Consider the following 21,424-nt stretch of genomic DNA (forward strand, 5'->3'; position numbering starts at 1 on the left):
TTTAGTTTACCGGCTTAGTTACTCCCCACTTTTTATTAGGTGCAGACCCCATCACAAACTTGAGTTCGCCTCCTTTTAAAAGTTGGTCGTGTGTAATTTGAGTTTGATTGAAAACCTCCCCATTAAGTGTTGCAGATTGAATGTAAAAATTAGCTTCAGAAACCCCTTGTGCGATTATACTGAAAGTCTTTCCGTTAGGTAAATTAATAGTTGATTTTTCAAAAATCGGGCTTCCTATTTCGTAAGCCGCACTTGCCGGATTTAACGGATAAAGCCCCATAGAACTCCATACGTACCAGGCAGACATCTGGCCGGCATCTTCATTACCACTCAACCCATTAGGCGTTGTATTGTATTGTGTTTTTAAAATTTGATTAATCCAGTATTGCGTTTTCCAGGGTTTGCCGGCTTTATTAAATAAATACGCGATGTGATGACTGGGCTCATTACCGTGTGCATATTGCCCTATTAAGCCCGAGATATCATTAGATATATGATCCCCCTTAATTTCTGAACTCTCTGTAAACAGCTGCTCCAGCATTTTAGTAAATGGTTCGGCACCACCATGCAGCTTTATAAAATTATCTGTATCGTGAAGTACAAACCAACTGTGCTGCCATGCGTTCCCTTCGGTATAATCTGTGTTTTTCATATGTTGAGAAAACTTAGGATCAAAGGGTATGTGCCACGCACCAGCTGCAGACTTACCACGCATAAAACCAGTTTCTGAATCATACAACCGCTCATACGATTTAGAACGTTTTGAGAAATACTCGTAATCTTCAGTATGTCCTAATGCTTTAGCCATCTCAGCAACACACCAGTCATTATAAGCATATTCTAACGTATAGGTTACAGACTCGTCTATTTTATCATAAGGTATGTACCCAAATTCTTTGAGATACTCCAGACCGCGCTCATCACGCATTTGGGTGTTTTTCATCGCTTCAAAAGCCTTCTCTGCGTCAAAACCTTTAATACCTTTAAAATAGGCTTCAGTAATTACAGGTATCGCGTGATTTCCTGTCATGGTATTGGTTTCATTGCCATAAAGTGTCCATACAGGCAAGCTCTTATGTACTTGATAATAGGCCAACATAGAGTTGACTATAGCTGTGGTTTTATCGGGTTGAATTAATGCAAGTAAGGGGTTTTCAGCCCTAAAAGTGTCCCAAAGCGAGAGCGTAGAATATGCTGTAAAATCTACTTTTACAATGCTGTCATTTTCCTGACGGAATTCTCCATTTACATCACTAAAAGTTACCGGCGCAATTTGTGTATGATACAATGCCGAATAAAAAATTGTCTTCAAAGAATCTGTAGGGGTTTCTACAACAATATGCTGTAACTGCTTATTCCAGACTTGTTGCGCTGTAGTTTTAGCCTGTTCAAAATTCATGTTAGCCGAAGCTTTCATATTTTCTTTGGCATTAGCAACACTCACCGAAGAAACCGAAATTTTGACCTCAACATCACGACTTCCGTCTATATCAAAAAAGAATTGAGCCGCCGTATTTTTACCCACAACGCTATCTGCTTTCTGAATGTTTTTATCCTGTATTAATTGGTATCTTGAAATAGGTTTTGAGAAAGTCGCCACATAAAAAACTTTTTGATTTTTTGCCCAACCTGTAGTATGTCTGTAACCGCTAATTGTATTTTTATCTTCTACGTGTATCGCTGTCTCTACTGTCGCATCCCAGTTAATCGCAAAACCAAGATCGAGTACTACTGAAGGTTCTCCTGCACCCTCATAATTGTATTTTTGAAACGCCGTGCGCTGTGTCGCTGTAAGTCCTACTTTAATTTGCGGATCTTCAAGATAAACCGAATAGTAGCCCGGTGAAGCGCTTTCACGTTTGTGTGAGTATTTTGAAATATAAGGACGGTCTAATCTACTGGTATAGGTTTTGGTTAGGTCAAGTTCTTTAGCCGTAGGCATAAATAATAGATCTGCTAAATCACCTATACCGGTACCGCTTAAGTGCAACTGACTAAAACCAGACACGATAGAATCTGAATAATGATACCCCGAACACCAGTCCCAACCATTTGTACCATTGTCTGGACTTACCTGTACCATACCAAACGGCATTGTAGCTCCCGGATAGGTGTGGCCGTGACCACCTGTACCTATAAATGGATCTACGTAAGCTGTAAGATCAAGTACCGGTATTGTAACATCTTCTTTTTTTTCTTCGGTATTGCAAGAAATAAAAGCAGTTATAAGTAAAATATAAATAGAATTTTTTAACATTTGTAAGCTTATTTTATGTCTTGACAGCGCCAACTGTTAAGATTTTTAATAAATATGTAATATATTATAACCGTTTAAGTTTTTTATTAGACAAACAACAGTTCTCAAAAGCTAAACAGCTTAAAATTCATTTTTGAACAATGGCCCTAAGCGCTACACTAAAGAATAATTTGTTGCTAAATGCAACTACCGGCTATAAAATAAACAGCTCGCACCATGTTATTTTCTGGTTGGTTTATTTCTTATTCAACTTTTTGCGGTGGGGCAGTTATTATGAGGATTATTTCTACTCGTTTAAGTCTAATTTACTAGGCTTTCCCATACATATGACCTTGTCATATTTTACAATTTATGTACTCATTCCTATCTTCATCTATAAGCGAAAATATACCTTTTTCATACTGAGTTTAATAGCTGCTATTTTTGTAATGGTTATAGTAAAATATGAGCTCACTTATTTCTTAATAAGCAATAATGTCTGGCCCGAAGGTCCTGAAGAAACCACAAGTCTCAATGTAAATTACATCGTAGTTATGATGCTGGGCGAACTGTATGTAATCTCTTTTGTTACGGCTATTAAAATAACCATAGACTGGATGCGGGAACGCCAACTGGCAGCCACTCTTGCTGCCTCTCAATTAGAAACAGAATTGCGGTTTTTAAGGTCACAAATCTCACCACATTTCTTCTTTAATACACTCAATAACATCTATTCTCTGAGTTTAGAAAAGTCTGAAAATACTCCCGATACCATTCTAAAATTATCAGATTTAATGCGGTATCTACTTTATGAGACTAAAGAAAAACGGCAGTCTCTTGCAAAAGAGATTAAGTTTATAAATAACTATTTAGATCTGGAGCGTATACGGTACAACCACAAACTCAATTTAAGTTTTAAGATAACCGGTAACCCTAAAGGGAAGAAAATCGCTCCTATGCTTCTTATTCATTTTATTGAAAATGGTTTTAAACATGGTGCAAATAAAAATATTGGGATGGTATCTATTAAAATAGACCTTAAAATAGATGAAGACTTTCTTTATTTTAGTATGAGTAACACCCTGCCTCAAAAGGATTTAAAAAACAATATCCCAAATGCAGGCGGAATAGGTATCGAAAATGTTGAAAAACGCCTTAAATTGGGCTACGGAGCACAGGATTATGATCTCAAAATCTTTGAAGAAGACGGGGAATATAAAGTATTTTTAAAATTGAAGTTATTATGAGTTTACAATGTGTAATAATAGATGATGAACCTCTGGCTATTAATGTTATTAAGAACCACATCACAAAACTTAGTACACTCGCTGTTATTCAGACTTTTGACAACGCAATCTCGTGTATTGATTTTTTGAGAACAAATACCTGTGATTTAATTTTTCTAGATATTAATATGCCGGTTTTAGATGGCTTGAGTTTTCTAAAAAGCCTTGATAAAAAACCAATGATTATTTTAACCACGGCACACGAAGAGTACGCCGTAGAAGGTTTTGAACTCGAAGTTTTAGATTATTTAGTAAAACCTATTTCGTTTCCGCGGTTTTTAAAAGCTACAAACAAGGCGCTTTCAAAACATCAGGAACAACAGAAACCTAAAGCAGATACAGATTCTATTTTTGTTAAAGTAGATAAGAAAAAAATGAAGAAAGTATATCTAGATGATATTCTTCTTATTGAAAGCCTCAAAGACTATATAAAGATTATTACCACCAGCGGAAACTACGTTGTACACCAGACATTAGGAAGTTTTACAGATGAGTTACCTGCTCCAAAATTTATACGCATACACAGATCTTATACAGCTAATATCACTAAAGTAGATGCTGTAGAGGGCAATAGTGTTGAGATTGCAAACAAGCGCTACACTATAGGTCGTAATTATTTAGAAGATGCAAAAAATGCTATTTTACACAATCAAACAGGAAATTAGCAGATTGACAATTAATAGTTTAATAAATTAAGAGACCGCGATTCTACATTGCAAACAGTTAACATAATAGCATAAGTTATTTTGCTATTTTTGATTTAAAATTTTAACTGTATGCAATACACAAAACAACTGCTTTTCTTTGCTATTTGTTCTTTCTTCAACTATTCTGTTACTGCACAAGACCAGGTATCTGCACAAATTATAAAAGAACGAGATTCTCTTTTACTCAACCTTAACAGACAATTAGAAGATAATGCGATTAAACTTAAATCGCTTCAGGGCGAGTTTTCAGACCTCAACCCTAATCGCACGAGTCAACGCCTGGGTAGCCTTGACAGTATTATTTCTAAGCAAGAAAATCGTATTACGCTACTTGAGAATTCCAGAAAAATTCAGTTAAAATTAAACGGCCAGCTTGCTTTTACAGAATTAATGAGCATTCACCGGGATATTAAACCCAGCAACCTGCTACTTTCTTCACAAGAGTTTTTCAGTAAAATAGCAGCAATAAATAATCCCACAAATTATGCGGCTTATGAGAGCTGGTTTAAAGAATATCAAGACTGGTATGAGCGTAAAAAAGGAAAAGACAATTGGTTAGATTTAATTAATAACAGCTTAACCGTACTAAATAAACCTGCCAGCAACGTGCCTCTTTATGGCTCTTTATATCAAACATTTTCTACAGGCATCACTTCTGCGTTAGAAATTGTAGGCGGCGCCAGTAAAGATTTACGCGATAAAACCCCGGCAATGCTCAACGTATTAAATACGGCGAGCCAGTTTAGCCAGCAGCAAAGTATTATAGACAATGAGTGGAAAAGTATTAATGACGAGCTCAATAAGCTTGAAAATGAATACAACCGCCTTTTAGAAGAACAAGCTACGTATTACGGTCTTAATATGAATATGGTAAAGCAATATCAAAATGCGACCTTAGACAGTGAGCGTGAGACCTTAAAGAATAATTTCAGAAAAGCCATAAATACAAAAATCGGCGCTATGGAAAAAGACCACAATAAAGAATGGCTTACTGAAGTTGAGCGATTTATGGTCAAAACCCAGTCACTACGTCAACGCTTTGGAATGCTTACATTACGTATGAAAAGTAATATTGCGAAGTATAAAGAATTGATAATTCAGTTTTCTAAAAATGAATTACTTGCGGAAGAGTTTAGATCTAAAATACGCGAATTACAAGGCAGTATAGATCAGGTAAACGCAAATTTTAATGCGGTATTTAATCCTTCAAAATACATTGAAGACTCTGCAGTAATGTATATCACGCAGTAATAACTAGGTTTTGAAACCCGGTAAAATTTAAAAATAAGGTTATGAAAAAGCTTAAAAAAGAAGACATCAAACAAGAAGTTTTTGATCTGTATGACGCATACGCTCATAACAGATTAGAACGCAGACAATTTGTAGAACGATTATCTGTATTTGCCGTGGGAAGCATTACAGTACCCGCTTTAATGAGCTTTTTAATGCCCGATTATAAAACTACCATGCTGGTAGATCCTCAAGACCCTAATCTCGATTCTCAATTTATTACGTACAATTCACCTAAAGGTGGAGGTGAGATAAAGGCTTTGCTATCAAAACCTAAAGATGCAACAGTAAAACTTGGTGGTATTGTGGTTGTGCATGAGAACCGTGGTCTTAATCCGTATATCGAAGATACCGCTCGCAGAGCAGCTCTTGCCGGTTTTATAACAATTGCGCCAGATGCCTTGAGCCCATTAGGAGGTTATCCCGGCAATGATGATGAGGGACGCGAGATGCAACGCAAACGCGACAGCGGTGAGATGCTTCAAGATTTTATCGCAGCCTACGAGTTACTCAAAAATCATCCCGATTGTAACGGGAAAGTGGGCGTTGTAGGTTTTTGTTTTGGTGGTTCTATCTCTAATATGATGGCGGTACACGTACCTACACTTGCTGCAGCTGTACCCTTTTATGGCGGGCAACCTACCGAAGATATTGATAAAATTACTGCGCCTTTACTCTTGCAGTATGCCGGTTTAGACGAACGCATAAATGCAGGCTGGCCAGAATACGAAGCTAAACTGAAGGAATACAATAAAGAATATGGTGTGTTTGTTTATCCTGATGTAAATCACGGTTTTCACAATACCACTACCCCGCGCTATGACAAAGAGGCTGCAGAACTAGCCTGGGAACGTACTATTGCATTTTTTAAAGAGCATTTGACTTCTTAATCTTTGCAAAGTTCGAGATAATCCTGAGCCAGTTTTTTATAATTCTGTGGAAGTTTAGAATAGTAATTACCAGTTTCAACCTGTTCTAAAAGCTCTGGACATTCTCTGAAAATTCTTTCTGCAGACCGTTTAAAAGCTTTTTCATTATTGTAATTGAGAAAGTATGTATCGCTATCATAAACCGAAGCATCACCGGTCTGAATAAAGATCAGGTTATGGGGCATGTAATAGCCTTGCCAATTAACCGCTCTAAAAACACGTATGTTTCCATAATCGTAAACGAGTTCGTTAAGGCCGTTACCAATACCTCCTTTCATCTTTCGCAGAAAATACAATCTAATGGTATCAATCTCCGTAGAAGCGGCTGCTTTTTCCTGCTTTTCCTTTGGTACAAGTGAATCGACATAGCGTTTCCCCATTACTTCTCTAAGGGCATCTATCAAATTTTTTTTTCGATATAATTCGACATATCGCACTTTTACAGATTTCCAGTTTTTTGTTTTTCCTTCGGGTTTGTGTTCAGAAAATACAATAGAATTATCTGCCGTAGGGTCCGGAAAACCATAACCCGTGACAATTACACCATCAGCATCAGTATATTTTAAAGGCACAAAAGACGCAGCGGCTTGTTCTTTATACAAGTTGCGTGTTGCAAACTGTGCACAAAGATTTTGGCTAATTAAAGCTCCGATAAAAGTAAAAATTACAACTATATTCCTCATTTAATATTAATTAACTTCCTAAAGCTACAGTAATTTTTCAAAAAATAAAGTTCCATTTTTCGACTAAAATAGGAATTGTTCTACTTTTAAATGGTTTAGCTTTTTTAAAAACCTCTAGGATAAAATAGCGTGGTAATTCAACCCAAACTTTAACCTCAATTTAAAACTGAAGTCTGCTGTCCTGCCTAACTTTAAAGAAAAACAAACCTTATGAAATTTAATTATGTGGGAGATACCGGGCTAATGGTATCAGAACTGTGTTTTGGCACAATGACCTTTGGTGGCGATAATGCAGGAATGTGGAGTAAAATCGCAGCAGTTGATCAAAAAGAAGTAAATGAGATGCTCAAAGCTGTTTTTGATGCTGGTATTAACTTTATTGACACTGCTAATGTATATTCTTTCGGGCAATCTGAACAACTCTTAGGACAGGGCTTAAAAGATTTAGGCACTAAACGGGATGATGTGGTAATCGCAACAAAAGTTTTAGGCCCTATGAGTCAAAAACCCAATGACGTTGGGCTTTCTAGATATCATATTTTCAACTCGGTTGATGCCAGTTTAAAACGATTACAGCTTAATCACATAGATATTTTATATGTGCACGGTGTAGACCCCAGAGTTTCAGTAGAAGAGATTCTAAAAACGCTTAATGATATTATAGCAACCGGTAAAGTACGCTATATCGCTATTTGTAACTGGCCGGCTTGGATGGTTGCAAAAGCACAGGCGATTGCTAAATACAACGGCTGGCAAAAATTTATAGGGCTGCAGTATTATTATTCTGCTGTGACGCGTGATATCGAGACCGAACTTGTACCTATGGCAGCAGATCACAATCTGGCAATCTTTCCCTGGAGTCCACTTGCAGGTGGTTTCCTAACCGGTAAATATGCTCGTGAAGGTAGTAGTGAAAAAGGCTCGCGACGTGCAGACTTTGACTTCCCACCTATTAACAAAGACAAAGCTTTTAATCTTGTAGATGTTATGCAGGAAATCGCCATTGCTCATAACGTAACTGTTGCTGAAATTGCCTTAGCCTGGGTACGCCATCAAAAAGGAGTAACCAGCACTATAATAGGTGCCAAAACAATCAAGCAATTACACTCCAATATAAAATCGACTGAAATTAATCTTTCTAAAAATGATTTAGATAAAATTGATGCAGTTAGTGCTAAACCTGATTTATATCCCGGGTGGATGGTAGAACGACAGTCTGAGTATAGAAAGTAAAAAGCAATCTAAGCTAAAAAGCTCCTCAATTGAGGAGCTTTTTTTATAATCTAACTGCTTTTAAATTCTGTAAACCAGGAAAATTTTTGATCTATTATATCTTGCTTATTAGCATTTAAAAATTCTAAATATGCCAAAGCTGCAGGAGACAATTTCTTAGTCTTCAACCAGATTAGATTCCAGTTTGTAGTAATGGGTAAGCCTTTAACTTTTATAATTTTTAGATCCTTATTTTTCAGTTCGTTCTTAATTCCTATTAAAGGCATGATAGAGCAGCCCAACCCGGAAACTACCGCTTGCTTAACAGCTTCATTTGAGGTCAATTCCATTTTTTTACGTACTAAATAGTTATGATTTGCTATAAATCTTTCCATAGCGTTTCGGGTAGCAGAACCTTCTTCCCTATAAATAATAGGAAGTGCCTCAAAAACTTGCTTTTTAGTTTTGATGTTTGTGTAGTTTAAATCTGTACTTCCCACAAAGAAGAGCTTATTAGGCATTAAATCAATGCTGTTGACTTTTAATTTTTCAGGCAATACTGAAACCAATGCAAAATCTACTTCATTCAATTCGAGGCTTTCAACAACCCGCGATTTATTAGTAACATCCATAATAAGATCTACCCCTGCATTTGCATTCATAAAATCAGACAAAAAATAAGGCATCACATATTTACCTGTAGAAACCACCGAGATTTTTAAACGCCCATAAAGTTCGCCCTGAAAGGCCAGTGTTTTATAATTAATAGCATAAACCTCATTGAGTATTTTTTCTGCCGCAAGGGCTATTTCTTTTCCAAAGTCTGTGATATAAAGCTTTCTTCCTACAACCTCTGTAAGTGGAATAGGAAATTGATCCTGAAAATTTTTAAGTTGAATTGATACTGCAGGTTGTGTTAAATGAAGTTCTTGTGAAGCCTTAGTAATACTCTGTATTTGAGATACTTTTAGAAATATCTGAAGTTGATGTAACGTATAGTTCATAAAATTTGTTTATGTATTACATAACTAATATAAATAAAAATTAATGATTTGAATACCTAATCTTTGCAATCAGATTTCAAATCGAATTAATCAAAACTTTAAAAACAAGTAAAATGGAAACAAAAGAACTGGTAAAAAGCAAAGAGACACAACAAAAAATTCAATTGGTTAAAGGAACGTTCTCTACATCTGAAGCATCTAATGTTGTCCTTTCCTTAATTGATCAAAAAATCAATTTTCACAAAATACAGCGTATGCAACTTTGGGAAAAAAATCATAACCGCGATTCAAATCAAATAGACACGCGTATACAAGAACTTATTGAAGAAAAAAGAATTGCGACTGCTTTTATAAACAATGCTTCAAGGCTTGGTCAAAATTTAAAAATAGACGGTATCCTCACCCTAAGTATTGTAGAATAAGTGGTTTAGTGGGTTAGTCTATGTTAGCAAATCTAGCACGCATTAATCCCTGGGTTTTTCTAAATTAAAAAATATGTTACTAAAAACAGTATTTACAAACCACGCTATGCTTCTCTCAAAAAATAACATGTTACCGCTTTTAGGAATGTTTGTTTTAGCGCTTCTTATGCTATTCTCCTACATTAATGAATCACTCTTTTTAGAACGTATAATGGTATGCAGCTTTATTTTAAGCCTTGTCTGTATAGGTAAAATTGGCAATAACAAACATCAATAAGCCTAATCTGGTTTAACCACGTGATCACTGTCTTGAAAATCTCAAAGCAGCTTTAAAAGTACAACTCGTTAAAAACTGAACTCATGATTTCTGAAAAGAATTTACACTTAAATACTTCTCAAAATTTTAATGGAACAACACAGTCTGCCCCTTCCTTAAAAATATCTAAAACCATCTCTTTCTTTTTATGGTTTCTCTTTATGAGTAACCTGGCTTACCTGCTTTATTTTTATCCTTACTTACCTCAATGGCATTTAGGCACACTCTTTAAAATCAATGGCTTTACAGTATTAATCTGGACTACAGTTTCCTTCTTTGGAGCACTAATAAGCAGTTACGCCAAAACCTATTTAATTGGTTTTCAGTACTACAACCGCTTTATGATGCTCTGTCTGGGCTTTATTCTCTCTGTAATGTTGTTTATAATGGCAAATCACGTCGCAATTTTACTTATCAGCTGGCTAGCGATGGGTCTATTTATGGCGCGATTAATAGGTATAGATTCTAAATGGGGCGAAGCGCGCGAAGCATCAAAATTTGCACTACGCTATTTTCTAACCGGTAGCTTGTTTTTGAGTATAGGAGTATTGTTACTAGCTTTTGAAAGTGAAAACTTTACCGTAAGCGGCATAACACTTTCTGTTGCTGCTTTACCTAACACAATTCTCTTAATTGCAGCTTTGTGCATAATTATCGCTGCTCTGGTTCAATCTGCGATTTATCCCTTTCACCGGTGGCTCTTATCTGCAATGACCTCACCCACACCGGCATCTGCTCTTATGCACGCTGGTTTTGTTAATGGCTCAGGAATATTACTCGCCTTATTTTCTACCGTGTTATTTGCTTCTAATACCTTAAACATTCTTTTAATTATAGGCGGACTAACAGCTATAATCGCACAATTTACTAAGCTTTTACAGGTTAACGTTAAACAGAAATTAGCCTGCTCAACTATCGCACAGATGGGGTTTATGATTATGCAATGTGGGTTAGGTTTTTTCAACGCAGCCGTAGTACATTTAATTCTTCACGGGTTTTATAAAGCTTACCTGTTCTTATCATCAGGAGAAGAGGTTGCGCGCTCTCAACCACAAAAACCTCTACAAATTAAAATAAAACCGGCTCAGGCAGTTCTGGTTCTTTTCTTCGGGATTCTTGGTGCATTTTTATTTGCCTTTTTAACCGGAAAAGGAACAGCACTTAACAGTGGTATTTTTCTAACGGGTATCGTAGCTATTACAGTAGGACAGATAACCTACAACATTGTAAAGCAACAAAGTTTGTCTGTGCTGCAGAAGCTACTGCTTCCGCCTGTACTTTTTCTAATGGGTATAGGGGTTTACGCCTTTTTATACAATGCCATCACCGTAATAATGGGAGATATGCTTATGATTGATGTTGCCGTACCACTTTCAGCCATTCAGATTCTTTTTGGCGCTGTATTTTTAATAGGCTTTTTCATAATGAAGCTGGGCTTCTATAGAAAACTACCCTGGCTTTATATGTATCTGCTAAAGCGCTCTCAGCCTAACAAAAAATCTATACTAATGTATAAATCAACCTCTTTATGATCACACAAAATATTCAAAAAAGCATTAGCGAAGCTTCTCAGGTAATTGGAAAAACCTGGCCACTATATTCTTTTGTAACCTCAAACCCACTCTCGGGATATGAAAGATTACCTTTTAAAGAAGCCGTACAACAAGCTAAAGGTTTTTTAAATGCCCAGGTTTTTCCGGAAACATCGATTTTTCGCCATGCCTGGAAAACAGGAGAAATTGATCACAAAGAACTCAAACAGCTACTGGCTGAAAACGGCTTACTAAAATCTCCTGAGTTTTACCTTGATTTACTAAGCGCTCAAAAACAAGTAGAAATAAAAAATACAGCTCACAAGATTGACCGAATTATGGCTCAATGGCTTTCCACTTTTCTAGACGAAGGTTTAGCAGAGTGGGAAATGCCCGGTAAAGAAGAAGGTTTTTATAACGTTTGGCGCAAACTAGCTAAATATGACGCTGAATTAAAAATTAAGAATGCTCAAGAAATTCCTCATACGGCAGCAGAAGCATTAACCCTGGTTTTAAAAGATTTTACTGAAGCAGAAATCACTTCACTATTTAAGTATCACCTTGCAGCATTACCGGGCTGGACAGGATTTATTAATTATAGAACAGCATCAAACTCTACCTGGCAACAGGCCTACCCTATTACGCTAGAAGAATATCTGGCTGTTCGATTATTTATTTGTAAAAAATTAAATTTAAGCCTTCTCCCTCCTAAATCTGTGATGCCGAGGGAGAACAGCATCGGGCAGATTCAATACCTCTGGCTAAAAGCCTGGGAGAAAAGCTGGCAAAACAAACTTGCAACAGCTTTAGCTAAAAATAAACTAAACACCACAGAAAAAGAATTTAATTCTCCAGAAGCACAACTGGTTTTCTGTATAGATACCCGGTCTGAACTTATACGCAGGCACGTTGAGTCTACCGGTAATTATGAGACTTTTGGTTACGCCGGTTTTTTTGGGATCGCTATGGATTACAATACAGCAAACGACACTAATTCTCGTAAATCCTGTCCGCCAATAGTACCTTCTGCCTATGTGGTTACAGAAGCTGCGCAGGCAAATAAAGGAAATCAACATCTTGCGCACTCAAAGAAAAATGAAAATTTAAAATTCGCTAACTATTTTCTGAAGCGAATGAAAAATATGCTCCCCTCAGCTTTTGGATTTGTTGAAGGATCCGGGTTTTTTTATGGTATGTCGCTAATAGCTCGTACGTTAAAACCCGGTTACTTATACCGCATTAAACAGAAAAAAAACACTACTTATGAGCACATTTACGAACCTCAAATACACCACTCTCACTCAAAAGAAGCTGCAAATTCAGAACTTAGCCTATCAGAAAAAGTGAGCATTGTAAAATCTGCCTTTGACTTAATGGGTTGGAAACATTTTGCACAAGTTGTTCTTTTTGTAGGTCACGGTAGCCATTCTGCTAATAATCCATTTAGCTCAAGTCTTGATTGCGGGGCATGTGCTGCAAGCCCGGGAAGACATAATGCACGTATGCTCGCAAAACTGGCAAATCTTAGAGAGGTACGGGAAGTACTAAAAGAAAATCATCAATTTAATATCCCGGACTCAACTGTTTTTATAGGTGCAGAGCACAATACAACTACAGACGAGATTGTAATTTTTGATTCTTTGATTCCTGAAAGTCATCATATAAAGCTCGATGAAATCAAATCAAATTTAAAGGCAGCCCAACTAACAGCTACTCGAGAACGCTTACATGTAACTGAAGACAGTATTTTTCTGGCACAGGACAAAGCTAATAATTGGGGTGAAACTAGACCCGAATGGGGTCTTGCTAAAAATGCAGGATTTATTGTTGCGCCAAGAAAACTTACAAAAAATATAAATCTTGACAGCAGATATTTTCTTCACTCGTATGACTGGGAAACAGATACTACAGGAAAAGCATTAGAAGGTATTATGCAGGGACCTATGGTTGTTACCCAATGGATTAACAATCACTATTACTTTTCTACAGTAGATAATAAAAATTTTGGGGGAGGAACTAAAATTACCCATAATATAACCGGGCACTTTGGTGTCGTACAAGGCAACGGCGGAGATCTCAAAATGGGACTTCCTCTACAGTCTGTAAGCCTTTCTGACAACGAGACTTACCATCAACCGCTAAGACTTTCGGTGCTTATAAAAGCTCCATTAGAACGAGTAAATGATATTATATCGCGTAATCAACATTTACAAACCCTAGTTGATAATGAATGGATTTATCTACTGGTTATGAATCCTTTAAAAAATAATAAAATAGAGCGCTATACAGCTGGGCTAAACTGGAAAAACCTCTCAAAAGAGGAAACCACAAAAGAATCTTCTTTGACTGAAGAGGCTCTTGAAGAAATGGCCTTCTAGCCTAAAATTACCAGATCTGTTGAATGAATAGATCAGTTTTAAAATAAGCACACTACAAAAGCTTCTTGCAAACAAGAAGCTTTTTTTATTATTTTCAGTAAAACACCTAAACGTTAAAGGGGCTAAAAACCTGATTTATAGGTTATTTACCCGTCAAATAAAATACTTCATTCGTGTAGTTTTAATGCACATAAATCAACTAAAACTACTCATTATGCCCGGACCAGCAGTACATTACATCGTAGGAAAAGATCTAACGCGCGGATTTCCTTTTAAAATTGATTACAAACCGAACGCTCCCAGAAAAGATTACTTATTTGACCCACACACTATTGGGATTTTAAATGAGTATCCTATTTACCGAAATTTTGGGACGTTGGGTCCAGACTTTTTATTCTTTAATGTAAAAGATTGGCCTGCAGGCGAATTTATTCCTGTCAAACAAATGATCAAGTTTGCCGAAATTTTAAAATCTCTTGAAGTTAAAATTGAAGAAAGTTTTCCTGCTCTTATAAAAATTAAAGAGCTGAAAGAAGATCTTGAGGAAGTTGTAGGTGATGTGATCGCAAGCTCTGCAATTCTATCTACAATCCAATTATTTATAGATGACATAAAAGCAATAATAGGCCTTATAGGATCTATTGTAAAAGAAGGACTTAAAGATCTTGTGACCTCAAATATTGATATTTATAGTTTCCTTTCAAGCCCTATTCAGGTGTGTGAACCCAAAAATAACTGGTGGTGGTTTGATGTTTTGCATTATAGTAAAACCGGGGAATTTGCAGAATATCTTTTAAAAAATTCAAAACACAATGATGCACTGCACGCTTATGCAATAGGCTATTTATCTCACGTAGCTGCAGATAGTGTAGGTCACCCCTATGTAAACAATATTGTAAGAGGTCCTTATCGTACGCATAGCCAAAGACACAATGTTGTAGAGAAATTTCAGGACGTCTCAGCATTCAACTATTTTGAGTCTAAAGAATTTAGCACAAGCGAACTGCATGAAGAATTTAAGTTTGACGATCGCGTACATGACTTATTTACAGGAGCACCTGTACCCGATTACGATTCTATTATAGACGGGCTAACACCGGGGTTAACTGACGTAGGGCTCCCTAAAGAGATTGCAAAACTTTTTGCAGAAGCTACGCAACATGTCTATGATACTCCAGGTGGGCATCCGTTTGGAGGAGGTATGACCGAAGAAGAGGTTGATGCTTCCTACAGGCTTTGGTACAGCTGGTTTAAAGCAACTACCAGTGAAGCAATCTTACCAGATTCACTTCCAGATTTACCACCGCTAACTGAAGAAATACGGGAAGTTTGGAATCGCTTTAAAGACAAATTTAATAATGCGTTAGATGAATTAGATAATGCATTAGACGATTTATTTTCTGGCGGCGGAAGATCTTTCAGTTTAAAAGGCTTGGCTAATTTCTTTAAAAAAATTGCGCGTATTATTAATGCAGCTGTTGCGGCTGCTGCAGCATTTATTGAAGCCATTGAAGAAACTATTGTGAATATTAGCAAACACGCTGTACATTTTATGCTTAACAAGGTTTACCAGGCATTATATGTAATCTACGACTATTTTAGACTTTCTGTTTCGCTAAACGGTCTTGCATTTCCCGGGGTACGTCATCTTGACGACTCAAAAGTACGGCACATGTTAAATCCTATTATTAAAGATGTTAGAGGTAATAGATTATCTAATTCGTGGCCCTATCCTATTAAACACGTTGATGTAGGAACAGGTATCTGGCGCACAGCTCCACAAGAAGCTCATTTAGTCTATCCCAGCCCATCAAAACCAGAATTAAATCTGGTTACACCAGCACCACTCACTTATACATCAAAAGTGCATACCTACTACATTAAAGACGATGTAGGTATAGATTTAAATTTTATTAATCAAATAGGACCTATTCCAGATTTTAATAATCATAATACGCGTGTTAAGAATGAAGTGTTAGGCAACGCCAGCGAATTAACAGGAACTCTATATGACCATTTTCAGAAAGGAAAAAAACTACCCAATATAAATCTAGATGCAGACAGAGGCATAGGTTACCCGTGTTGGGAACCCGAGGGCTGTGAGAATGATAGTATTAAAGAACCGGTTAACCCAAAATTCAATTTTTAAAACTTCTGAATCATGAATGATTTACTTAAAGAAATAAATAGAGACATTAAAATTCTTAATGATCAAATAGAAAAAGATAGCAACGAACTAAAGCGATATAAAGATTCCCCAGAATTTAAAACGGAACAGGATTTATCAAAACGACAGGAGTTTGACAATACAATAGATGAGTTTCAAGCTAAATCATTTTTAGTGATCCCCAGCTTTATTGGCGATTCCGGAAATCGTCCTTTAAGCAGTTATGTTAGAGGCAGTAGCGTGGGGATAAAAATTTCTGATCCTGCAGGAATAACACAACATACAATTAAGGCAAATCATACTTATGTAATTGAGACTGAACTTATAAATAAAGGCGACTTATACCTCTCATCTATTAATGTTGATTTTTTCTGTAGTCCGAAGTATAAAGAGTCTGATGTATTATTTGAGATAACTTCAATTAGCTTTTTATTTAATACTCCTATAGTAAAAGGGGTTCTAAAAAAGGGGAGCATTAGCATAGGAGATCATCTTAAAATAATTACTGAATCTCATTCTATTTACACCCAACTTACAGGAATCTCAATTCCTAACGGAACTAATCATACAGCTTCTAGCGATTCGCAAATCATAAGTCTATTTTTAGATACAGATCAACTAAAAAATGAATTAAAAAGTCTCGTCTCACCGGGAGACCGCATAGTAGAAGCACCAGATTACAATACAGAGCAACGCATGTTTAGATTTAGAGTTGAAGATGTATTTTCTATTACGGGTAGAGGCACTGTAGTATCGGGCATTGTAGAACAAGGAACGTTTACTTTAAATCAAAAATTAAATTTATTTACAGGTACAAAAAGTGGTGAGCGATCGCGAAATAAACTTGGTCTTGAAGCCACAAGTTTAACCATCATGCGCCAAACTGTTACGAGTATAAAAACCGGTGATCGCGTAGGTTTATTGTTTAGAGGTCTTGAGAAAACGCTTTTTAGAAAAGGTGATATTTTGGTTAAACAAACCCGAGAAGATTTTACTGCAGCAATTAAAATAACAGAACCACCGCAAAGTGTTCAAAATAATGAATTCTTAGGAAGCAGAACTACCTATTGTCATGGGTTTGACACTACCATAACTTCTTTAAAATGGACGGCGCCACCTCATAAAGATAGAAGCGAATATATTTTTACAGCACGGGCTTATGCTGCATTTCCTACAGATATGCCTCAAGATTTTGATGCACTAAGTCCAGAACTTGACCGACATGTAGCATCAAAAAAAGTAGAATGGACTGTTTAGCTTAAAAAATAAATCCATAAAAAAACCTCTTGTTTTCACAAGAGGTTTTTGCTTTGTACAGGCGGGGAGACTCGAACTCCCACACCTTGCGGCACTAGATCCTAAGTCTAGCGTACATTTGCCCAAACAGCACCAAAGCCACTCATTTTCAATTGATTATATAATATGTCATTTTCTTTGATATCATCTAATATCAATTGATTTCAACATTTGTTGTACCTATGTTGTACCCAGAGAAACTAATAAATTTGTATCTTTAGGGAAACTTCTTGGTAAACTAAACATTCAAAATTGAATGTTGTACCTATGTTGTACCTGATTTGGCTTTCGTACGCAAAACTAGGTCAATTATGTCATCAAACGCTAAAATAGTTCTTCGCAAAAAGCCTAATAAAGAAGGCTTGTATCCTCTTGCCATACGTATTACAAAAAATCGTCGCTCAACATACCAATATATAGGTCACTACATTGAATTGGAAGATTGGGATGAAAAGAATATTCGGGTTAAGAAATCACACATAAATTTCAAAACCTTGAACAATTTGTTATCCTTGAAACTTTCTGAATTAAACAATGCTCTTATTACGCTTCAATCCGAACAAAAAGATGCTTCTGCCAATCAAATTAAGAAGGAAATATATTCCTCCGGTATCAATGCTACATTCTTTGAATTAGCACAAGAACATCTTGACGATTTAGAAAGTACAGAAAAGCTAAATCGTTTATCTACTGATAAAGCGTGGTTGAGTTTTATTATAAAATATCACAATTCGAAACAATTGTCTTTTCAAGAAATTGATGAACGTTTTCTTAAAAAACTGATGTTAACTTTAAAAGTTAAGTACTCCCTGTCTGAAACCTCAATAATGAACATTTTGGTATTTGTAAGGCTATTATTTAACAGAGCAATTAAATACAAAATTGTAAGCAGAGAATTATATCCCTTCGGTGGCGATAAAATAAAAATCAAATTTCCTGAGACTACCAAAGTAGGACTAAATATTTTAGAGATTAAACAAATTGAAAATTTGATAAATCTCAAACCTTCTGAAATGCATACTAGAAATGTCTGGCTTTTTAGTTTCAATTTTGCTGGTATGCGGGTTTCTGATGTTTTGCGAACAAGATGGTCGGATATTTATGATAACAGATTGCATTATAGAATGCATAAAAACGCAAAGCTTCTATCATTAAAAATCCCTGAAAAAGTATTGAAGATTTTGGACCAATATAGAGACGATAAAAGAAGTGATGATGATTTTGTTTTCCCTGAATTGAAAAAGGCAGACCCTGAAAATGCGAAAGATTTATATAACAAGAGAAAAACTGCTACAAAGAGGTTTAATGACAATCTAAAATCAATTTCTAAAAAGGCTAAAATCAATAAGCATATAACAATGCACATAGCACGTCATAGCTTTGGGAATATTGCTGGGGATGCAATACATCCTTTAATGCTTCAAAAATTGTATCGCCATAGTGATTTGAAAACCACCTTAAACTATCAATCTAACTTTATACATAGAGAAGCTGATGATGCATTAGATAGTGTTGTAAACTTCTAATTAGAGTCTTCGGTGATTTTCAAATATCATATTTACAAGGATGTGTCAGAGAATGAATCTACGGCAAAACAGGCACATCAAATATTTTATAATTGACGTCTGTATTTTCTATAAATTTAATCCTCGTTCATTTTCGATTAATAATTTAAATTAAGTCCTGCTCCAAAACCCATATCGCTATCATAATGCGCTGTAATTCCTAAATTTCGGGTTGCAATATATCGCAATCCTCCCATATACTCCTTGTCTGTATTCCACATAAGATTCATACGCAACCTTGCTGTGACAGGAATATCGTTTCGCTCAAACTGTAGTCTTACATTTCCATCTGTAAATATTTCCGCCTGTGCCATCACCAACATTGGCAGGGTATAGTTGACCCCTACACTAACTAATGCACGCTTATCTTTTGTGTTTTTTTGACCAAAGAGGTTTTCCTCAACCTCATTATGTCCCAATTTTCTATAGCGCCAGTCAAAACCTACAAATGGCATCAACCATTGCATTTTTCCAATATACCGTCCTATATGGGTTTCTGTTTCATAACCTTCCATATCAGTATATCCCAAACGCCATTCGGTGCCAAAACTCCATCGTGTACTTTGGGCCATCAGTTGTCCATCATTTCCATTGGTGGCAAAATCGTTTTCTGCCATAAAATGAAAATTCCTATCGTCGCCTTTTAGTTTTCTCAATGCAAGGTCTGGATTGGGAATCAATGGATTGGGTTCTTGGTTTTCATAACTAAAAACCCTGCCCATACCGCTCATCATATGGTACAGGATGTGGCAGTGAAAAAACCAATCTCCTTCTACATTTGCCTCAAACTCGATGACATCGGTTTCCATAGGCATAATATCCACCACATTTTTTAGAGGTGCATACTCGTCTTGACCATTAAGCAATCTGAAATCGTGACCGTGTAAGTGCATTGGGTGGCGCATCATCGAATTGTTGTACAGTGTAATCCTTACTTTTTCGCCCTTTCTAATCAGGATTTTATCGCTTTCTGAAATCACTTTATTATCCAAGCTCCAAACGTAACGGTTCATATTTCCCGTTAGGGTAAAATGAAGTTCTTTTACTGGTGCATCATCTGGAAGTGTAGTTGCAGTAGGGGACTTTAGCATAGCGTAGTTGAGTGTCGTAATGTCTGAAAGTTCATTGCTTTTGTACATATCTTCGTTCATCTTCATACCATCCATTTCTTTCATTCCATCCATTTCGTCCATTTTACGACCAGCAGGCTCTTCGCCTCCAATTTCCATTTTCTTGCCCTTTCCGTTATCAGTAGGACCAGTTATTTCTGGATACATTACCACGTTCATATCCATTTGCTGCATACTCATACTCATCCCCATTTGGTCGAGGTCGCCATTCATTTTCATCATTCCGTTCATCATTTCCATACCTTCAAAGTATTTCAATTTGGGCAGTGGCGATGTGAGCTGTTTGATGCCTTCGCCCAAATAGATAGAAGCTGATTTTGTGCGGTCTTCTGGGGTTGCCAAAAATTCAAAGGCCGTATTATCTGCAGGAATCGTAACTACCACATCATACGTTTCAGAAACCGCAATGAGCATTCTATCTACCTCCACAGGCTCCACATCGTTGCCGTCATTGGCGGTCACGGTTATTTTTCCACCGGCATACGTAAGCCAAAAATAGCTGGAAGCACCTCCGTTTGAAATTCGCAAGCGCACCTTATCTCCAGCTTTCAAGCCTTTTATGGAAGTGTCATCATTTTCGCTCTTGCCATTGATGAAAAATTTCTCATAATAAACGTCGCTTACATCCATAGCATTCATACGCTTCCACTCGTTGTGAAGCTTGGTTTTAAAATGTCCTGTTTTTATGGCTTCTGTATAACTTTGGGTAGTGCCCTTTTTTATAGCAAACCAATCGGATGCATTGTGGAGCATTCTGTGTACGTTTTCGGGTTTCAAATCTGTCCATTCGCTCAATACTATGGGAATGGTGGGCAAATCGTCAATGCCTTTTCTGAAGGTCTTGTCATCTGGTCTTTTATTCAAAATCATAGAGCCGTACATCCCTATCTGTTCCTGTAGCCCAAAATGGCTATGGTACCAATGGGTTCCGTGCTGTATGATGGGGAAGGTGTATTTATGGACTGTGTGCGGCGGAATCGGCATTTGGGTCAGATAGGGAACACCATCTTCCTTATTGGGCAAAAACAGACCGTGCCAGTGAAGGGCCGTTTCTTCATCCAACTCATTGTGTACATAAATTTCGGCAATGTCGCCTTCCGTAAACGTGAGCGTTGGCATTGGTATCTGTCCATTTACGGCAATGGCACGCTTTTCTTTACCTGTAAAATTGACAATGGTATCGCGAACGAACAGGTCGTAGCGAACTATATTTTGTGCCTCTATGGAAAGCGTTCCAAGAAACATAAGCAAGATGATTATTTTTTTCATTT

The 21,424-nt window shown here is 36.7% G+C and carries 16 protein-coding genes; 12 read left to right on the forward strand and 4 right to left on the reverse strand.

The features are described from left to right. Position 1 precedes the first annotated feature (1 nt). Positions 2–2,257 (reverse strand): GH92 family glycosyl hydrolase, encoded by a 2,256-nt coding sequence (locus P164_RS11720; protein ID WP_028376567.1) that lies wholly within the window; start codon positions 2,255–2,257, stop codon positions 2–4. 140 nt (positions 2,258–2,397) lie between these two features. On the opposite strand from P164_RS11720, the gene P164_RS11725 reads away from it, so the two are divergent. From P164_RS11725 to P164_RS11740, 4 genes are all read left to right on the forward strand, one after another. Further along, complete coding sequence (locus P164_RS11725) at positions 2,398–3,483, forward strand: sensor histidine kinase (protein WP_028376568.1); 1,086 nt, start codon at positions 2,398–2,400, stop codon at positions 3,481–3,483. Further along, positions 3,480–4,187 carry a LytR/AlgR family response regulator transcription factor gene (locus P164_RS11730; protein WP_028376569.1) on the forward strand — a complete coding sequence of 236 codons (708 nt, stop codon included), beginning with the start codon at positions 3,480–3,482 and terminating at the stop codon, positions 4,185–4,187. The genes P164_RS11725 and P164_RS11730 overlap by 4 nt, the downstream gene beginning before the upstream one ends. A gap of 111 nt (positions 4,188–4,298) precedes the next feature. Then, complete coding sequence (locus P164_RS11735; RefSeq protein WP_028376570.1) at positions 4,299–5,480, forward strand: hypothetical protein; 1,182 nt, start codon at positions 4,299–4,301, stop codon at positions 5,478–5,480. A 41-nt stretch (positions 5,481–5,521) separates the two neighbouring features. Continuing rightward, a complete protein-coding gene (locus P164_RS11740) occupies positions 5,522–6,409 on the forward strand; it encodes a dienelactone hydrolase family protein (RefSeq protein WP_028376571.1) in 888 nt (295 codons plus the stop codon). On the opposite strand, the gene P164_RS11745 is transcribed toward P164_RS11740, so the two are convergent. Further along, a complete protein-coding gene (locus P164_RS11745; protein ID WP_028376572.1) occupies positions 6,406–7,131 on the reverse strand; it encodes a hypothetical protein in 726 nt (241 codons plus the stop codon). The genes P164_RS11740 and P164_RS11745 overlap by 4 nt on opposite strands. Positions 7,132–7,341: 210 nt before the next feature. Here P164_RS11745 and P164_RS11750 point away from each other — a divergent pair, with 210 nt between their 5' ends. Beyond that, complete coding sequence (locus P164_RS11750; protein ID WP_028376573.1) at positions 7,342–8,364, forward strand: aldo/keto reductase; 1,023 nt, start codon at positions 7,342–7,344, stop codon at positions 8,362–8,364. 50 nt (positions 8,365–8,414) lie between these two features. Here the strand turns inward: P164_RS11750 and P164_RS11755 are convergent, their stop codons facing one another. Beyond that, positions 8,415–9,347: a LysR family transcriptional regulator gene (locus P164_RS11755; RefSeq protein ID WP_028376574.1), complete on the reverse strand. Its 933-nt coding sequence runs from the start codon at positions 9,345–9,347 to the stop codon at positions 8,415–8,417. A gap of 113 nt (positions 9,348–9,460) precedes the next feature. On the opposite strand from P164_RS11755, the gene P164_RS11760 reads away from it, so the two are divergent. From P164_RS11760 to P164_RS11795, 7 genes are all read left to right on the forward strand, one after another. Beyond that, positions 9,461–9,769 carry a hypothetical protein gene (locus P164_RS11760; RefSeq protein WP_028376575.1) on the forward strand — a complete coding sequence of 103 codons (309 nt, stop codon included), beginning with the start codon at positions 9,461–9,463 and terminating at the stop codon, positions 9,767–9,769. A gap of 73 nt (positions 9,770–9,842) precedes the next feature. Then, on the forward strand, positions 9,843–10,046 hold the full coding sequence (locus P164_RS11765) for a hypothetical protein (RefSeq protein WP_028376576.1): 204 nt from the start codon (positions 9,843–9,845) through the stop codon (positions 10,044–10,046). A gap of 83 nt (positions 10,047–10,129) precedes the next feature. Next, entirely contained in the window at positions 10,130–11,617 is a 1,488-nt protein-coding gene (locus tag P164_RS11770; RefSeq protein ID WP_028376577.1) for a proton-conducting transporter membrane subunit, read from the forward strand. Further along, positions 11,614–13,995, forward strand: a complete 2,382-nt coding sequence (locus P164_RS11775; protein WP_028376578.1) for a DUF2309 domain-containing protein — start codon at positions 11,614–11,616, stop codon at positions 13,993–13,995. The genes P164_RS11770 and P164_RS11775 overlap by 4 nt, the downstream gene beginning before the upstream one ends. 214 nt (positions 13,996–14,209) lie before the next feature. Then, positions 14,210–16,144 (forward strand): zinc dependent phospholipase C family protein, encoded by a 1,935-nt coding sequence (locus tag P164_RS11780; RefSeq protein ID WP_028376579.1) that lies wholly within the window; start codon positions 14,210–14,212, stop codon positions 16,142–16,144. A 12-nt stretch (positions 16,145–16,156) separates the two neighbouring features. After that, on the forward strand, positions 16,157–17,419 hold the full coding sequence (locus P164_RS11785) for a hypothetical protein (protein ID WP_028376580.1): 1,263 nt from the start codon (positions 16,157–16,159) through the stop codon (positions 17,417–17,419). 350 nt (positions 17,420–17,769) lie between these two features. Then, positions 17,770–18,984, forward strand: a complete 1,215-nt coding sequence (locus P164_RS11795; RefSeq protein ID WP_028376581.1) for a site-specific integrase — start codon at positions 17,770–17,772, stop codon at positions 18,982–18,984. 137 nt (positions 18,985–19,121) lie between these two features. Here the strand turns inward: P164_RS11795 and P164_RS11800 are convergent, their stop codons facing one another. Further along, entirely contained in the window at positions 19,122–21,422 is a 2,301-nt protein-coding gene (locus tag P164_RS11800) for a multicopper oxidase domain-containing protein (protein ID WP_028376582.1), read from the reverse strand. Between the last annotated feature and the right edge of the window lie 2 nt (positions 21,423–21,424).

Origin of the sequence: Leeuwenhoekiella sp. MAR_2009_132 (assembly GCF_000687915.1) — a bacterium.
Classification (GTDB): domain Bacteria; phylum Bacteroidota; class Bacteroidia; order Flavobacteriales; family Flavobacteriaceae; genus Leeuwenhoekiella.

Excerpts from the sequence above, each read along its gene's own strand:
- P164_RS11720 (WP_028376567.1), bottom strand. The coding sequence starts at position 2,257 with ATGTTAAAAAATTCTATTTATATTTTACTTATAACTGCTTTTATTTCT.
- P164_RS11780 (WP_028376579.1), top strand. The coding sequence starts at position 14,210 with ATGCCCGGACCAGCAGTACATTACATCGTAGGAAAAGATCTAACGCGC.
- P164_RS11785 (WP_028376580.1), top strand. The coding sequence starts at position 16,157 with ATGAATGATTTACTTAAAGAAATAAATAGAGACATTAAAATTCTTAAT.
- P164_RS11765 (WP_028376576.1), top strand. The coding sequence starts at position 9,843 with ATGTTACTAAAAACAGTATTTACAAACCACGCTATGCTTCTCTCAAAA.
- P164_RS11760 (WP_028376575.1), top strand. The coding sequence starts at position 9,461 with ATGGAAACAAAAGAACTGGTAAAAAGCAAAGAGACACAACAAAAAATT.
- P164_RS11755 (WP_028376574.1), bottom strand. The coding sequence starts at position 9,347 with ATGAACTATACGTTACATCAACTTCAGATATTTCTAAAAGTATCTCAA.
- P164_RS11770 (WP_028376577.1), top strand. The coding sequence starts at position 10,130 with ATGATTTCTGAAAAGAATTTACACTTAAATACTTCTCAAAATTTTAAT.
- P164_RS11800 (WP_028376582.1), bottom strand. The coding sequence starts at position 21,422 with ATGAAAAAAATAATCATCTTGCTTATGTTTCTTGGAACGCTTTCCATA.
- P164_RS11735 (WP_028376570.1), top strand. The coding sequence starts at position 4,299 with ATGCAATACACAAAACAACTGCTTTTCTTTGCTATTTGTTCTTTCTTC.
- P164_RS11740 (WP_028376571.1), top strand. The coding sequence starts at position 5,522 with ATGAAAAAGCTTAAAAAAGAAGACATCAAACAAGAAGTTTTTGATCTG.
- P164_RS11730 (WP_028376569.1), top strand. The coding sequence starts at position 3,480 with ATGAGTTTACAATGTGTAATAATAGATGATGAACCTCTGGCTATTAAT.
- P164_RS11795 (WP_028376581.1), top strand. The coding sequence starts at position 17,770 with ATGTCATCAAACGCTAAAATAGTTCTTCGCAAAAAGCCTAATAAAGAA.
- P164_RS11745 (WP_028376572.1), bottom strand. The coding sequence starts at position 7,131 with ATGAGGAATATAGTTGTAATTTTTACTTTTATCGGAGCTTTAATTAGC.
- P164_RS11750 (WP_028376573.1), top strand. The coding sequence starts at position 7,342 with ATGAAATTTAATTATGTGGGAGATACCGGGCTAATGGTATCAGAACTG.
- P164_RS11725 (WP_028376568.1), top strand. The coding sequence starts at position 2,398 with ATGGCCCTAAGCGCTACACTAAAGAATAATTTGTTGCTAAATGCAACT.
- P164_RS11775 (WP_028376578.1), top strand. The coding sequence starts at position 11,614 with ATGATCACACAAAATATTCAAAAAAGCATTAGCGAAGCTTCTCAGGTA.